Annotated in this window: 15 protein-coding genes and 1 pseudogene; 7 read left to right on the plus strand and 9 right to left on the minus strand. The window is 57.6% G+C overall.

Annotation, left to right across the window (positions count from 1 at the left end; all coding sequences use genetic code 11):
• The first annotated feature begins 128 nt into the window (after positions 1–128).
• Positions 129–1,316 carry a glycoside hydrolase family 18 protein gene (locus tag AAFG13_RS37680; RefSeq protein WP_342710053.1) on the plus strand — a complete coding sequence of 396 codons (1,188 nt, stop codon included), beginning with the start codon at positions 129–131 and terminating at the stop codon, positions 1,314–1,316.
• A gap of 422 nt (positions 1,317–1,738) precedes the next feature.
• On the opposite strand, the gene AAFG13_RS37685 is transcribed toward AAFG13_RS37680, so the two are convergent.
• The 6 genes from AAFG13_RS37685 to AAFG13_RS37710 all read right to left on the minus strand — a co-directional run bounded on the left by AAFG13_RS37685 (position 1,739) and on the right by AAFG13_RS37710 (position 5,771).
• Positions 1,739–1,903 carry a hypothetical protein gene (locus tag AAFG13_RS37685; RefSeq protein WP_342710054.1) on the minus strand — a complete coding sequence of 55 codons (165 nt, stop codon included), beginning with the start codon at positions 1,901–1,903 and terminating at the stop codon, positions 1,739–1,741.
• Positions 1,903–2,856, minus strand: a complete 954-nt coding sequence (locus tag AAFG13_RS37690) for a methyltransferase domain-containing protein (RefSeq protein WP_342710055.1) — start codon at positions 2,854–2,856, stop codon at positions 1,903–1,905. The genes AAFG13_RS37685 and AAFG13_RS37690 overlap by 1 nt, the downstream gene beginning before the upstream one ends.
• Before the next feature lie 8 nt (positions 2,857–2,864).
• Complete coding sequence (locus tag AAFG13_RS37695; protein WP_342710056.1) at positions 2,865–3,089, minus strand: hypothetical protein; 225 nt, start codon at positions 3,087–3,089, stop codon at positions 2,865–2,867.
• Positions 3,090–3,133: 44 nt separating this feature from the next.
• A complete protein-coding gene (locus AAFG13_RS37700; RefSeq protein ID WP_342710057.1) occupies positions 3,134–4,207 on the minus strand; it encodes a radical SAM protein in 1,074 nt (357 codons plus the stop codon).
• A gap of 797 nt (positions 4,208–5,004) precedes the next feature.
• On the minus strand, positions 5,005–5,214 hold the full coding sequence (locus AAFG13_RS37705) for a hypothetical protein (protein ID WP_342710058.1): 210 nt from the start codon (positions 5,212–5,214) through the stop codon (positions 5,005–5,007).
• Between the two features lie 422 nt (positions 5,215–5,636).
• Positions 5,637–5,771, minus strand: coding sequence for a hypothetical protein (locus AAFG13_RS37710; RefSeq protein WP_342710059.1), 135 nt, complete (start codon positions 5,769–5,771; stop codon positions 5,637–5,639).
• 72 nt (positions 5,772–5,843) lie between these two features.
• Here AAFG13_RS37710 and AAFG13_RS37715 point away from each other — a divergent pair, with 72 nt between their 5' ends.
• Positions 5,844–6,653: a restriction endonuclease gene (locus AAFG13_RS37715; protein WP_342710060.1), complete on the plus strand. Its 810-nt coding sequence runs from the start codon at positions 5,844–5,846 to the stop codon at positions 6,651–6,653.
• Between the two features lie 784 nt (positions 6,654–7,437).
• Here AAFG13_RS37715 and AAFG13_RS37720 read toward each other — a convergent pair.
• The 3 genes and pseudogenes from AAFG13_RS37720 to AAFG13_RS37730 form a co-directional block, all read right to left on the minus strand.
• Positions 7,438–7,855 (minus strand): annotated as a pseudogene (locus AAFG13_RS37720) (PIN domain-containing protein).
• Positions 7,852–8,106 carry a plasmid stabilization protein gene (locus AAFG13_RS37725; RefSeq protein ID WP_342710061.1) on the minus strand — a complete coding sequence of 85 codons (255 nt, stop codon included), beginning with the start codon at positions 8,104–8,106 and terminating at the stop codon, positions 7,852–7,854. Before AAFG13_RS37725 ends, AAFG13_RS37720 begins: the two are co-directional and overlap by 4 nt.
• Positions 8,107–8,358: 252 nt before the next feature.
• The gene (locus AAFG13_RS37730) at positions 8,359–8,892 is read right to left on the minus strand and encodes a hypothetical protein (protein ID WP_342710062.1); all 534 of its coding nucleotides are present in this window, start codon (positions 8,890–8,892) and stop codon (positions 8,359–8,361) included.
• 343 nt (positions 8,893–9,235) lie between these two features.
• Here AAFG13_RS37730 and AAFG13_RS37735 point away from each other — a divergent pair, with 343 nt between their 5' ends.
• The 5 genes from AAFG13_RS37735 to AAFG13_RS37755 all read left to right on the plus strand — a co-directional run bounded on the left by AAFG13_RS37735 (position 9,236) and on the right by AAFG13_RS37755 (position 14,460).
• A complete protein-coding gene (locus tag AAFG13_RS37735; RefSeq protein WP_342710063.1) occupies positions 9,236–10,894 on the plus strand; it encodes an acyltransferase family protein in 1,659 nt (552 codons plus the stop codon).
• Between the two features lie 192 nt (positions 10,895–11,086).
• Positions 11,087–11,293: a cold-shock protein gene (locus AAFG13_RS37740; RefSeq protein ID WP_342710064.1), complete on the plus strand. Its 207-nt coding sequence runs from the start codon at positions 11,087–11,089 to the stop codon at positions 11,291–11,293.
• Positions 11,294–11,938: 645 nt separating this feature from the next.
• Complete coding sequence (locus AAFG13_RS37745) at positions 11,939–12,355, plus strand: hypothetical protein (RefSeq protein WP_342710065.1); 417 nt, start codon at positions 11,939–11,941, stop codon at positions 12,353–12,355.
• Between the two features lie 490 nt (positions 12,356–12,845).
• Entirely contained in the window at positions 12,846–13,034 is a 189-nt protein-coding gene (locus tag AAFG13_RS37750) for a hypothetical protein (RefSeq protein ID WP_342710066.1), read from the plus strand.
• Positions 13,035–13,581: 547 nt separating this feature from the next.
• Positions 13,582–14,460 carry a LysR substrate-binding domain-containing protein gene (locus tag AAFG13_RS37755; protein WP_342710067.1) on the plus strand — a complete coding sequence of 293 codons (879 nt, stop codon included), beginning with the start codon at positions 13,582–13,584 and terminating at the stop codon, positions 14,458–14,460.
• Positions 14,461–14,760: the final 300 nt, after the last annotated feature.

Below are 14,760 nucleotides of genomic sequence, written 5' to 3' on the forward strand. Positions count from 1 at the left end.
TAGCGGGCGATATCGGAGTGGTGATTGCGTTATCGGTTGGCGGACAGGACTATCAGATGGAGGGCATAAGGTCGTAAGCCGTGATAGTTGATCGTCGAACATTCGCTGCAGCCGGATTTTCTACGCTCGTGCACGGACTCGCGCTGGTGAAGCAGGGGCGGGCCGCGCCGGCCAGGGCTCCCGTGATCGCCGGCTATATCGCCCCATGGAAGGCCCGGACGGGCGGTCCAAGCATCAAGACGATCCCGGCACGCGAACTGACCCACTTGATGTACGCCTTCGGCACGGTTTCGGCGGAAGGGCTGGCTGAACTTGCGGATCGTTGCCTCGACGCAGGAGCCTGTGACGGAACCTCGCCGTCGGGCCCGTTCGGCGGTAATTTCGCCCAACTCGCCGAACTGAAGCGGAACAATCCGGAGCTTCGCATCCTGGTTTCGTTGGGCGGCTGGAGCGGATCGAAATATTTCTCGGTAGCCGCTGCCACGCCGATTTCGCGCGCGCGGCTCGCCCAATCCGTCATCGAGACGTTCCTTCGGCCGTATTTCGGTCTGTTCGATGGTGTGGATGTCGATTGGGAATATCCCGTCTCGGGAGGACGTGACGGTAATCTCGAGCGCCCTGAGGACCGGCATAATTTCACGCTCATGATCGCGGAACTCCGCCGACAGCTCGACAGGTTTTCCGCATCGGAGCGCAGGAAGCTGGAGCTCACCATTGCCGTGTCGGCCGCCCCCGACAAGATCGTCAATCTGGAGGCGGCCGATCTGGCCCGGCTGGTCGACCGGATCCATCTGATGGCCTACGACTATCACGCGGGCTCGGCCTTTGCCGGTTTCAATGCTCCGCTGTTCGCCTGTGCCGGCGATCCAAGTCCCGATCTCAATGTCGATGCGAGCGTGAATGCCTTGGTGCGGGCCGGGGTGCCGCCCGCCAAATTGACGCTGGGGGTCGCCTTCTATGGCCGAGCCGTTGCGGACGTTCCGCCGCAGAACAATGGGCTCTTCCAAATGGGGACGACGGCCAGCGCGGAGTGGGGAGGCAGCGATGGCATCGACTATCGAGATCTCGTGGCCCGGCGACCGGAAGAGCAGGGCTTTCGCCGGTATTGGAGCGACGAGGCCCAAGTGCCGTGGCTCTACGACGCTGAACGGCGAATATGGATCAGCTACGACGATCCGTTCTCGATCGCACGCAAGGCGATGTACGCGCGCGCCCATGCACTCGCCGGGATCATGATTTGGGACCTGTTTGCTGACGACGGCTCGCTGCTCGCAGCACTCCGCACCGGCACCCTTCCATCGCAAAAATCCGAATAGGTGTGCGGTCAGCGCGCCGCGTTAAAGCACGTCATCGGCGCGCCTCGAGCCGGCCGCGATTCTGAGCGGTGCTATGAAATCAGAGCCACGTCAGATTGAAAACGGCTCTGTCGAAAAACCGGCAACAGGCAGCATCGTTCCAAAGGCATGCCGGCAGCAATGCGTGCTTTCTTCGGTGACGCGCACCTAATTTGAGGGACTGGCACGCCAATTTGAGGGACTTGAGGTTAGACTACATTGCCAAAGCCCCTTCTATATTGCGGCTTCTCCAGCGGGGAAGGTGGTCTTGGCTACCAAGCAGACCAAACCCCGTCGATGAAGCCTGACAGGCTGGCGTGTTTGGTGCTCGTCTCCCTCAAAACGAAGGCGGTTGACGAACCTATGAGCCAGGACGCAGAATCTCGGGGCCGGTAGGCGCGGCCTCAGTTCACCGTGTTTTGCCAACTGACACGTTGTCCAAACGCCTGGATCACCGCCAGGCACCGGCCAGCATGGGCACGTTCCCTTGCGATCTTGGTGATGGTGGTGACGTGATCCGCAACGAATTTCGGGCGGTCATGGCGGTCGATGAGAAAACGTTCGAGCATTACTCATCTCGAATGCTCAAGCGCACCGGGGGCGTGAAGTATCGATATTTGCCGGTAAGCGTTTCATTGACGAATTGAAGGCCGTGATCACCATAGATCATATCCTCACGTACGTAGCCGTCCGCTATGGCCTCTCGATTATTGCCGCCAACTGTTTTTCGGTCAGTCGTCACCAGATGGCTGGCTGGCGGCGAGCCGAGTATTTCAATTATGGCAGCGCGTGGTGTGCCAAGTTTCAATGAATTGAACTGTTTGGAAGGAATTATTCCGGCTTCCTTGATGAGCTCAGTTCTCATTCGCGGAAGATCTTCAGATCCAATCGGTCTACGAACCACAACTTTCTCGATGCAGTGTGAATGGATTGGAATGCCAGGGTGCGAGTCCCATTTGATGTAATGATCGGAACGCAAGATCTCCCAGCCCGCTTCTGTATAGATGGCCTCCAGCTCGCCGCGCTGGAACGATTTCTTGTGACCAGATGCCAAAGACTCCTTCGTAATAGGATGGTCTGGTTGATCGAGCGTGTTCGTGAAGCAATGAAATCCCCCAGGGCGCGTTCGATCCATTAAGGTCGTGACGAGCGGCTTCCAGACTCCCCGTTCGGTGAAATGCAATACGCAATGCGCTATAAAGACGTCCAGGTGAGCAGGCGGCTGGAAGCCTTCAACACGAGCGACCCCACTCGTTATGTTCACGCCAAGATCACCTGCGAGCCGGTTCAGTTTGGAGATAGCGGCTTCGGAGATGTCGGTCGCGATCACCTGATGACCAAAATGAGCCAAATAGAGGGCATTGCGGCCTTCCCCGCAACCCAGCTCCACAACCACGCTCTTCGTGCGGAGAGCTGGTGCTATCTCGAAGATTTCGGGGCTGGGACCACCCATACACGATACGTTGGGTTCGGCGTAGCCCTGGTCCCACCAGAATGGTGAATGCTTCGCGACCTCTTGCATACTGCACCTCACGCTGCCTGATATTGCTCTTCGAGAGCCACGATCGTGTCTGAGTAAAACATTCTCGCCACGATGCTAGAATATTTGAATCCTGCGTGAGTCAGTTGATAAGTATCACCGTCGGCCAGGTCGACGAGTTGCAGACATTCGATCGCCTTGAGCTCTTCGCCGAAATCGGCCGTCAGTTCGCGACCGAATACTGAAGCGTAGTTCTTTCTGCTCAGGGCTGACAACGTGAGGCCAAGCAGGACGTAGCGACGCGCGAGGTCGTCCGGCGTCAGTGCGATGCGATCGCCTCAGGATCGAAGGAGCGAGCCGAGAAAGCGCTGATGATCGACGAAGCCGCATTCGAATCGACGGCATAGTCCGAACCATAGTGATATTGCCCGAAATAGCTTCTGGCGCCAGCTCCTAATCCTAGCAGGGGCGTTCCCTCGAAATCCGAGTTCTCCTGCCGGTAGGCTCGGTCGCCGGCGATCTTGGTGAAACGCGTAAAGGATTCCCGGCGGTAACCTTTGGACGCCATCAGAGCAACATTCTGGTCGTAGACCTCATACTTTTCCGCATCAGAGAAGAATAATTCGGGGGTGTGCGCCTTCGAGGTCATGATGTTTGTCATCGGACGAACAACGACGGGGTAAAGGGAGAGTGTCTGTGGCTCGTAGTCGAGCGCGCGGCCAAGCGAAAAGTTCCAGGAGTCGCGGGTTTGACCACGCAGGCCGTAGATCAGATCAAGATTGACGTGGGAAAAACATTTCGTCAGTGCTTTGATTCCTGCTTCTGCAGTCTCGATCGAATATGGTCTACCAGTGTGCGCAAGCTCGCCGGCTAACATGCTTTGGATACCCATGCTCATTCGGTTGACGCCATGCCCCTTCAGGCATTCCAGAAGGTTGTTGTCGAAACTGCCTGGCGCGCTCTCGACCGTAATCTCACATTTCCGGCTTCGTTTTGGAAATGCAGCGTCGAGCGCGGCAAAAAGATCGCTGAATTGATGTTGAGTCAGCAGGGTTGGCGTGCCGCCGCCGAAGTAGATGCTTACAACCTCTCGATCTCCGAAGTATTCGCCATATCGCGCGATGTGCTCTGCCAGCCGAACCACATAAGACTCCCTCGTCGCCGGTGTTTGGCGCGTTGTAAGAAAGAGGGTGCAGTAGGTGCAGCGATAGCGGCAGAACGGGATATGGATATAGATGTTGATTTGCTTAGAACGCCTAGCCTGCCCGATGACGTCAGTTATGCGCAGTGGCTGCGGAAAAGCCCGATAAGCGCGCTTGGAAGGATAACCATAGACGTAGGTCGGCAACTCCTTTTTCGCTATGTTTGCCCGAAGAAAATCCACACAATCCATGACCTAACTCGTTGATTGCCAAAGCCGGCGAATGCCTGAACGTCGTCTTTTGCCGAACGCCACTAGTTCATGCCTTGTGATCAACAGTTTCCATGGAAGCTGCCAATCCGCACTCGGTCGCGGCGTTTTCATACTTGTGCTCTTCAGGCCTAGCTGTGCGGCTTATGCGTAAAAAGCCGGATGCTCGCGGAGATAGCTAGCTACATCGGCTGCCACGCTGCGAAGTCCGCCAACGGCCCCTGTGAACAGCCAAGGCCTGCTTTCCCGAAGTGCAGATGCATCTTCAGCGATTCCTTCACACAGTACGCCGACATATCAGTCTTCATTGTTGTCTTCCCCACAGTGATCGGATCAATCATCGATGCCGGTCGGCAGCTGCTGCCGCCGGGACCCGACGGCACTCAAGAGTCGTGCCAAGTACGTGGGAGAAGGCCCGAAAAGCCGTCCTGCATTTTATTCAACAACTTAACTGCGAGGGCTCGGGCCTTTCAGTCGAACATCATGTGTCGCGGACGTGACGAACCGGGGAATTGGAGCAACGAAGTTATGTCGGAACGGCTGCAACCGGAAATGAGTGCTGGTCTTGTCACGGGGCGAGTAATGTTGTTTTGCAGATATTGTTAGCGCGCCGCACGGTTTCCGGAGTGGGGCGCTCTGCCCCACGCGTTTGATTAACTCTCGAAGGACTTGCTCCTCATGGCCCAGACGCGACTTGCCGGGCTTCTTCGATGCTCAATCCGTGGCATTTCGGAAATGTGCCAATTGCATCGTGGATGGGTATTGCGAGTCCCAATGCCTCACGTTCGATGAAGCGGGCTTGATAGTTTCCGCATGCGCCAATCTTCTGCGTCGTACTTTTCCACCGGCAACTGCAATCTTTTGGCCCGTTCGTCGCGGTCCCTCTTTCGAAACTCCCGCTCGCTGCGCTCGAACTTGGCTAGTTCGTCATTCACGGCTCGCGTGAACTCAGCGTGCGAGGCGCTGGCGCTTCGGATGCGGTCGGACATATTCATCTCCTGACAATTTGGTCAGAAACGTAAACCGAAATACCGCGAATGACTCCAATCTTACACCATCTTGAAAACGCGGCGAAATAGCAACAAATTGGGTGAAATCACTGCGAACGAGGCTCTTTCCCATTTTCGCAGCGTTGGGCCACGATTGCTACCGTTACGGTGCCACGGCTGCGAACGAACCGGACACCGCGGGCCGCTTACCCTCACTTCTCAGGCCAGCGGCAATTTGGACACCAGGTGAGCCAGCGTGGCTTGCCGGGGACTCCTGCGAGGGAGCCCAAATCCGCAACGTACTATACACGGTCTTGCTTGTTTGAGGTACGACGAGACAATGGCTATGGCGGAGCGAAGATTCCGAGCTTCTTGAAGTTTCTTAGTTCTATTCTAGCGAGCGGTTTAAACTGGACGCTTGGTCATTTGCAGGCGATTTCCGGGTCATCCAGATCGCGCGGCTCTTCTCTATTGCCTTCCTTCGAGTTTACGAACTTCATGCTGACGCGCGGTGGAACTGCGAAGTCAATATCAAGAAATGCCGTGCCCAATTTCATGTTGCTCTGAATACGCTTGGCGGTCGCCGCACTGGATGGCTTAGCGAATCTCGCGCTGTCATCGGGAGTGATTTGAGCTCGACAGCAAAATTCAAGGAATTGAATTCACTCGTTAATTCGCGAGCGACAATCGTTGCGATTGCAAAGAACGTTTCGGAGGCTGTGTCAAACTACCGGAACTCTGATCTGCCGTTGTCGATGAAGATCGCTCTTCCCGCGACGTTGGCCGCCATCCCGTTGGTCGGAGGACACGCCGCCGGAGTTGCAGCGTTTGGCGGCGCTGTCGGTGTACCGGTGCTGTTGCTGATTTTTCTCGGTACAGCAGGCATTACGTCCATCATCGAAGCCGTCGTTACAAACCCGGACGCGCGGCCCCACATTGCCGAAATCATTGACGCCATAGTCCAAGATGAGCGCTTGCGTCGAGCTAGCGCTCAAATGAAGGCTGCGATGAGAGAGCAGCCCATGGATCCCACCCGGTTCGCAGTTCCTCCCGAAGAGTCGGCTCTTCGTGCTTATCTGCTCAGCATGGACCCTTTTCACTTCGAGCGTCACACGATGAGCTTTTTCGACGCGGCGGGCTTCGAGGCCTGGGCGACGCGGAACTCAAATGACTTCGGCGTCGATGGCTTCGCCGTTCACCCTGATGGTTTGATTATCGTTCAATGCAAGCGGAACTCCTCCGCAAACCGGGTGGGGCGGCCGACTATCCAACAGTTCAAGGGCGTGATTGAAGAGCAGGGCGCACTTCGGGGCTACGTTGTCTCCACGTCTACGTTTACCGAGGAGGCGAAAGAATCTGCTGTGCTGTCGGAAAAAATCGTTTTGGTAGATATCGACGGTCTCGTGCGATGGCACGCCGAAGCCCCGACGTTTTTGTAAACAAGAGTCTGACGGACCCCGCTTGGCCACTCAATAAGTCGTTGAGAAGAAGTCTTCTTCCCGGGTTTTGGCGTATTTGCACCCCCGCTACCAAGCGGTCTCCCAGCCAGGGAACCTCGCAAGAACGGTGCGCCTAACAGTTCCTGCAATCGGCCTTTGATCTCGACATCGAATGCACCTTTTGCGCCGAGCTCATCATGCACCACGAACGCCGGCGTAGAGGGGCAATCAGCTCGGGACGCTTGGATGGCCTTTCATCGTCGAGTGCCGATCCGAGAGCCTCAACGTCTGCCAGATAGTTCCGGATCGCGGCGGGATGGAGGGCAATTGTTCTGCCCTGATCGTCGGCAGCAGCAAGCTGTTCTTCTGCTCTTCGACCGATTGCCCTTCAGTGTCCAAGGCGTTCAGGCGAGGTCTGAGGGAGCTGGTCTGCGCGCCTTGCTTGGCCGATTTAGCCGATACTGGCTTGGAGCCGGACAAGATGTAAGACCGTCGTTCTCAGGCCACGGCCTTGAGGGACTGAGTGCTGTAGCCCCATGGCAGTAGCGATACCGTGTCTTTCCTCACACCACATAGGGGATCTCTCGGCGGAGCCCGCATGTTCGTTAGGCAAAATGGTTCGCGGCATAATGCCGGCCAATCGCTTTAAGCGGCTTTAATATACCGCGATCAAGCCTCAATCAGAGGGCGATTGCATGCCTTACTACGCGCGAGGCGCCGGCGGAAGGGGGTGGTTTTTATCCAGATCCGGTTTTGCCGTCACGGTACGCGCACGCTCAACACCCTATCGGTTGGCCGCGGTCCAGGGATCGATCATCGTCAGAGCGGCGGCATTGAACGCACTTGTGTCGCGCGATGCCACGGCAAATCCGTGCGCGGCGGCGATTGCGGCGATATAGCCAGCGGCGTGGGGAAGTCCTTTCCGGCCGCGCGCGCTTCGAGTTCGGCATAGCGCGCGCCGCGGTGGTATCGAAGGGCAGGATGCGGGCCATGAACCGGTCCGGCACGCAGTCGAGCGCAGCTCCCAGCCTGTCGTTGCGCTTGCCGCGCGGCAGCGCGCCGATGCCGAACAATAGTTCGGCGATGGTGACGCTGGAGAGAAACAGCGTCTCGGCCGCCTGGGCGTCGAGCCAGTCACGGACCGATGGATGCGGTTCGGGCTTCATCGCCTCGGAGACCACACTGGTATCGAGTAGGATCATTCGAAGCGCATCGGCTCAGCGGCACGCGCGTCGCGGCCATGTTCAAGTGCATCGACATCGGCATTGGTGAGGCCGATCTTCCGGCTCATCTCCGAAAGGGCGGTGCCGAGCTGTAGCCGGCCATCGGGACGCACGGCGGCCTCCAGAATGGCGCGCATTTCCGCTTCCGCGCTGCGATTGTGCTGCGCCGCGCGGACTTTCAGGGCGCGATGCGCCTCCTCGGAAAGGTTGCGGATGGTGACAGCGGCCATGATGGCGTCCTCCGGAGACTGACTACGGTGCTATCAAAGTCGAATTTCTGATAGCATTTTTCAAGAGGAGGCGCTCACGGGGCGGCGGTAGGTCCGTGGGGCGAAGTTATTTCCGAAGCCAGCCGCCATCTTTCCCTGAAGACACCGCATAGAGGAGCCACGTGGTATTGTTCGCCCACTGCCGCGCGAACGAGAAAAGGCGCTTTGCCCTCCTTCCGTAACATCGGGTGACTGAGGGCCTATGCGCGGAATTCAGAAACCTCTTGCGACGTATAGCAGTGATGCGAGCGGCGACGTTCTTAGCCGCTGCTCTCGTTTATCTTGCGCGCAGTGAGCGACGGTTGCGGATTGCCGCTGGGGCGCCGGACCGTTGCAGAACAGTTCGCGGCAAGGCTTGGCGCTCACCCACGGCCAGCCCGCATGGCCGCCGCGGGCCGTATCGGCGCAAAATCTCGTCCCTTCGATGTCGTTCGCGAAATGCGCCTTCCATGAAGGATACGCACGCTCGTCGTCGGTTCCGACCTGGGAATCGGGACGATCGAGGGAAGCTGCGCGATCGAGAACGACGACGAGCCGCTTGAAGCGGTCCATGCAATCAGGGGCGAACGCTGCGCATCGCTGTTCTCGTAACGATTTTTCAGTTTCGAGCTTGGCCGGCCGGCTTCCCACAACGTCCGAATGAACTGGCGCGGCGCAATCGCCCATCCGTTGCCTGGCCTCCGGTTTCGCATGGAGGGAAATTACGTGGCTAACGACCGACCATTCAGGAATATTTCTAAGACGCAATGCATGGCTCCCCGAATATGTCGCTCATCGATTAGAGGGCCCGCGCCTTGCGTTAGAGGTGATCGAGCACGGACCTGACCGACGATACCGCGTCACCTACCAGAAGGCAGAGGTTCAGTTTCAACCGACCGTTCGTTAAGCTGCGCAGGCGCATCGAGCGCGTTTAACAACCGAAGGAGTTAAGCGGAGCGCCGCCGGATGTGACGCGCCATGCGATTTCTGCGCTCTTTGCTTCTCCTCTGCTCTCCTTCTTGAAACGACAGTTTTAGGCTGTGGTTGGACTGCTCTTATTCCCATCGACCGCCAAATTGATACCCACTGCCGCGACTGACGAGCGATATCGATGGTGAAGCAGATACCCGCGTTGACCGGCATCCGGTTTATCGCAGCAGCGGCGGTAGCAGTGTCTCACGGCGGTAGCTTGTTCTTGGAGGGAACGAGCCTGACACTCGATATCAGTATCGGGACACTAGGCCTCTTCGGAATGTCCGTCTTCTTCACGCTGAGCGGGTTTGTTATTCAATACAACTATGGCACCTCGATTGCCGACAGCCCGCGGAAGGCGATCCCGCAATTTCTCGTGGCGCGCATAGCGCGAATCTATCCGCTCTTTGTTGTTCTGTTCCTTGTTGAACTCTTGACCGGTCCGATGGTCTGGCCGTGGCTTCTTGGAACGCCGAGGGCGGCGGAGGGATTTTCCTCGCACATTGTCCCTTTTCAGCTTGGAATGATTCAGACCTGGTTCTTCGCGAACGTAGCTGGTGTCGCGCCCGTCTGGCAGTATGAGCCGATCGGCATCGTCAGTTGGTCAGTGAGTACCGAATGGTTCTTCTATCTCGCTTTTCCGTTTCTTTGTCCGCTACTTGCGCGGATCCGAACTGTGCCCGCTGCGATCCTGTGCGCGATTGGAGCCATCACAATCGAGTTGGGTCTCGACGCTGCGGTGTTAATGCTTCAGAGTCGGATCAACCTGTTTGCGCTTCATGCCTATGGGACGGAGGCGGCGCTGCCGAACTGGAAAAACAGTCTCATCCTTTGGATCGTCTACTTCGCGCCGTTTTGCAGGGTATGGGAATTTGTCCTCGGCTGTTGTTTGGCGAAACTCCATGAACTGTGGCTGGCTCAGGATTTTAGACCACCTCGCGCTCTGCTTGATACCGCCGTAGTGATCGGTGTCGTCGCGATGGCCTGGGTTTTCTGGTTTACCGCCCATAAACCGCCGTTTGGGGCCTCAATGAGCTTGTTCGATATTGCCCGCAACAATATCGCGCTGGCGGCGCCGGTCGCGCTCATTCTTATCGCGGCAGCTCAGCCCGTCAGCAGTGCAGGACGGTTGTTGTCGGCAAGGTGGCTTGTCTTCCTGGGAGAAGCAAGCTTTGCCCTTTATCTCGTGCATCTCATCATCTATCAGCGCTTTCCGGTGGTGCGTTGGGAAACCGGTAGCGAACTGTTCGGCCATCTCGCTGCGCTCGCACTGGCTTTCACGCTAGCGACTTGCATCGCTATCCTGCTGCATTTCGGTTTCGAGGTGCCCGCAAGAAAGCTCATTCGTGGATGCTTTCAAGCGGCCTCGCCAAAACAGCGCGGGCAGCTGGTTCGATGGGGTGGTGTGGGCTTTGTCACCCTGATCGTCGCGGCCGCCACGTATGCGCTGCGAGCTGAAACCCGTGATGCCGTAACGCAGCCAGGTATTTCAGTGGTTGCCGGCACGTATGGCGGCAACTGCCGTTGGGTCTCAGCCCGCGGCAATGCCACGCGTGCGCTTGCCGCAGCCTGTGGTGGTCAGGACGAATGTACATTCAAAGTAAGTGCGGACCAGCTTGGTGATCCTGCTCCGGGCTGCGCGAAGGAGTTCATGGCCGCGTGGTTCTGCAGGGGTGACCAAGCGATCCGCTCCAGCACGGTTCTCGATGAGCGCGGCATTGTCTCTACTCTGCAACTTTCCTGCAACCGGTTAAGTACGCCGAATGACACCAGGCCAAAACACCGTCCAGGCCCTTAACGCCTCAAAGCGAAGTATCCTCGAAGCTAAGGCCTCGCGGCCCGCACCCAGCGGCGCTCGCGTCAGCCTCGCGGCAAAAGAAGTCGTGGACGTCAGATATCCGCAGCCAGGCCGTGGGTCCTCTTGCCGCCGACCTTGATGGCTGCGAGACTTTTCGTTAGATCACAGTCGTTCGTTTATGGAGACGGTGCCGTGGCAATGGGTATTGTAAAATGGTTCAATTCGAACAAAGGGTATGGCTTCATTAGGCCGGAGGATGGAAGTCCTGACGTCTTCGTGCACATTAGCGCCGTCGAAAAGGCCGGCTACACCACTCTCGAAGAGGGAGCCCGGGTGAGCTACGAGCTGAAGACTGGTCGCTCAGGCAAGATGTCAGCCGAAGATCTTCGGGTTGGCTAATCCGATCCGGCCATCTGCATATCCTGGTCCGCGGTTGCACGTGCATTCGGTTTTGCCTGTCGCGGGTGCACGGCGCTTTTGCGCACCACTCTCTCCTTTTGAGCGTTGGGATGTGTGACGGGATGTACTAACAGCCTGGTACAGTCTCGTAAAACCGTCGTTCTACCCGCGCCCCGTAGGAAACCGAGGCTTTTCAGGCGAGGTATGTTGTGGGCATGGCGAGATACTCCTTGTCAGTGGGTTAAGAACGGTCCGAACCGGACACTCATTCTACCCCGTAGGTCAAGGTGCACGCCGCGCAAAGATCGGCGCATGCCGTCGGCCGGTGCTCCCGATCGAATAGTGATGCTGTAGCTGATCAAGGGCGCGCCGAGCTTGGGGCCGCCAGTTAGAGACCATACTGGCCCGGCGGCGCCGCGGCCGGAGCGCAATATCCGCTACCCTGATGCCCGAGGCCTTTCACGCCTCGAGGCAAACGAGCAGGTGCGTTGACCTTGATGCCGCGCGGCGAGGTAAGTCTGGAACGTCAGCGCTCGCGGTTAGCCAATATAGTTGAGGTTAACCGCGCTATGTTATTGACGTTGCGCCCCTATGCTTGATCCATTGCACCGGAAACTGCACACCCGGCCCACCGGAGAGGTGGAAGTGTCCTTCCAGCTGACCGTCCTGAAAGTGCTGGCCGGCCAACCTGCCGGGCGGGCTTCCGTTGCCGACATAAGGCACGCCGTCGAAATCCTGATGAACAGCGGCCGTGACTGGACCGATCGCATGAAGCGGCTGGCCGAACACGCGCCCGACCTGAATATCTTCTCGGCCAGGTTCGTGTTTCGGGATGCTCTTGGCTGGGAAATCACGGAAGAGGGGCGGCAATTCCTCTCTGCGCTCGAAACGGCTGCGGCCATTCGAAGAGAGCCACCTCGATCAACCATCGATCCGCTATCCAGCGAACCCACGGCGCAAGCGGTAACGGATGCGACAAAATCACTTGATGCTCCCCGAAGTCGCCGTCAGAGACCACGCCGTCGCCGCGGGAAGGGCCGATCCAATCAGCGCACAGCATGAAGCAGCGTCGCCGATTCTCATTCGAAGGTGTGCGCGGCACTTCGACCGCGAGTTGAAAAGCAATTATTCCCGCGCAGCATCGAACAAATTTGCATGAATTATTGCTGGGCTCGGACATGACTGTCCTTTCCGGCAGGCAAAAGCTCGCGCGCAATCCCTCGCTGGATAGTGCCGTGATCAGGTCTGGTCACCTGTCACTGTGCTGTGTCGTGCAAGCGTTGCGGTGGATGGCGCAGCATTGAAGGCAGGCTTGCCAATCCTCCGGTCCTGACCGCTTCACCTTTGTCGTTCGGCCGAAAAGACCTCCTCGTGCAATGTTGTCCGGCGAAACGGCGCATGGGCGGGGGGCGCGTTTGTCACTGAGTGAGACGGGCGCTTGCTTCCAAAGTGCCAGGGAATTGCCGGGAAAATACTACGCAATGTAACCTACGTCACACGCCACCCAACCGCATAGCTGGCACTATCCCGCTGCGATCTCAGCAGGAATGCCATGGACGACGAGTTTTGTAGAGAGAGGGCGCAGACGGTGCGGGCACTTGCAGAGCAAGCTGACCCGTTCATCAAGAAGCGCCTGTTAAAGCTGGCCGCTCACTACGAGCGACGCGTCGGAGCGCCGGAAAAGGCCGATCAAGATCGCGCTGATCTGCCGGCACTGGGAGCGCCGATCCGGCCGTCATGATTTCAGAGATCGGGCCTATCCGCACGGCCTGATCTTGGGAGCGTCCCTTTGCGTGGCCTGGCGGCGCAGCGATCCAGTTGCGCTGACGGTCTTTGGTCGGCTGTTCATTCCCTTTCGGGCTCAGCTTGCGGACGCGGCCTTCGGAGTTGCTCACTTCAAAGCGGCCGGGCGTTGAGAATTCCCTACGACCTGGCCACGTGCTCGAATTCGAGATGAGCAATGGCCGCCACCCAATCAAGTGCAGCGAAGTCCCTGCAACGTCAGTCGATGGCCTGGTCTTGCAGACGCTAGGGTTGGCCCAACACTTGCTATTCTCACCTCAAACTCCGTTCAAAGCTCTCGCGCGGTCGCATGCACAATGTCATCTCTGCGAGCCTCCATTTGCAGAGCACAGACATTCGCGGCGGCTGTACATCTCCACGTCGATACGCTCGAGACTAAAGGGGGCAGATCGTCAGTGAAGAATGGCAGGACCGAGAGAGCCGAGCGACCAGCATGCAAGATACCCGTTGAATGGGTCTGGTAAGCAGGGGAACAAGTAAGCGAGATGCGCAAGTTGCCGATTCTAAAAAGCCTTCACCTCTTCGAGGCGGTGAGCGAGTTCCCAAGTTTCTCAAAGGCCGCTGATGGCCTAAACATGACCACGGGTGCGATAAGCTACCAGATGCGTACTCTCGAGGATTGGTTCGGAAAGAGATTGTTCGTCCGTCACAGCGCGGGAGTGCGGCTTACGTCCGATGGCGAACAGCTGAAGCGCCGGTGTGAGAGCGCATTCTCGATGCTTGAGAAGGGGTGTTACGAACTGCGGAGATCTGATGCAGGAAGATCTGTTGTGGTGGGCTGCTCCGCGACATTCCTGTCGCACAGTCTCTTGCCCCGGATTGGTGGATTCCGGCAAGCGAATTCCGATATCGAGTTTGTTTTCAAAACAGACGCAGATCTAAATTCGGTGGCTGTTGGGGCCCTGGACGTATTGTTTGTTTGCGGCGTCTTGAAGCAGCCGATGCCCGTCGATGAGGTGCACGTATCGAACGAGGTGATTGGACCCGTATGCGCGCCGGCTGCACTCGATGCGATGAAAGGCCCAGCAGACATTTTGTCAATTCCTCTACTACATGAATCGCTCAAGTTGGACGCCTGGAACGAATGGGCAAAGGCTACAGCGATATGCTTGCGTGGATCGCGCGATATTGTATTTGATTCGTTTTCGTTGGCTATTGAGGCGGCGAAAGGCGGACTTGGAGCGGCCATATCGCCGGAGGTGCTGGTCAGAAGCAACCTCGAGAAAGGAGAACTTGTGGCTCCGTTCGGCTTCACCCCTGTCAATCGCTCAATCTACATGTTGGTCAGCGAGCATGCACAAACGATCGGCGCAGTTAAGGAGTTCCGGCGCTGGGCAATGGCAGAAATACTTAGCCGAGCATAGCCTGGCACTGCCTCTGACGAAGCGCGACTCGAGAGATTAAAAGGCGCATTCTATTGAGAGTGTGGCTGCTGCTGCATTCGGTGCGATGCCGTCCGCGCATGCTTCCGTATGACAGTGTGCAACTCGCTCACCATTGCCGACTGGCGGCTCACGTTTTTGGTACGGAAAGGACCATCCGAAGTCGTTTCTGCATGTGATGCAAATGTCACGAGATATCGAGCTTGAGTCACGGTGCGGGCACAATGGATTTCCTCGAGCGGCGGACCTGGCGTTTCGGGGCATAGCCGTTTTGTCGTAATC

Source organism: Bradyrhizobium sp. B124 (assembly GCF_038967635.1).
In the GTDB taxonomy this organism is placed as follows: Bacteria; Pseudomonadota; Alphaproteobacteria; order Rhizobiales; family Xanthobacteraceae; genus Bradyrhizobium.

Coding starts and splice junctions, on each gene's coding strand:
- AAFG13_RS37690 (WP_342710055.1), bottom strand. CDS start 2,856: ATGCAAGAGGTCGCGAAGCATTCACCATTCTGGTGGGACCAGGGCTAC.
- AAFG13_RS37735 (WP_342710063.1), top strand. CDS start 9,236: ATGGTGAAGCAGATACCCGCGTTGACCGGCATCCGGTTTATCGCAGCA.
- AAFG13_RS37755 (WP_342710067.1), top strand. CDS start 13,582: ATGCGCAAGTTGCCGATTCTAAAAAGCCTTCACCTCTTCGAGGCGGTG.
- AAFG13_RS37700 (WP_342710057.1), bottom strand. CDS start 4,207: ATGGATTGTGTGGATTTTCTTCGGGCAAACATAGCGAAAAAGGAGTTG.
- AAFG13_RS37710 (WP_342710059.1), bottom strand. CDS start 5,771: ATGAAATTGGGCACGGCATTTCTTGATATTGACTTCGCAGTTCCACCG.
- AAFG13_RS37705 (WP_342710058.1), bottom strand. CDS start 5,214: ATGTCCGACCGCATCCGAAGCGCCAGCGCCTCGCACGCTGAGTTCACG.
- AAFG13_RS37725 (WP_342710061.1), bottom strand. CDS start 8,106: ATGGCCGCTGTCACCATCCGCAACCTTTCCGAGGAGGCGCATCGCGCC.
- AAFG13_RS37685 (WP_342710054.1), bottom strand. CDS start 1,903: ATGCTCGAACGTTTTCTCATCGACCGCCATGACCGCCCGAAATTCGTT.
- AAFG13_RS37750 (WP_342710066.1), top strand. CDS start 12,846: ATGGACGACGAGTTTTGTAGAGAGAGGGCGCAGACGGTGCGGGCACTT.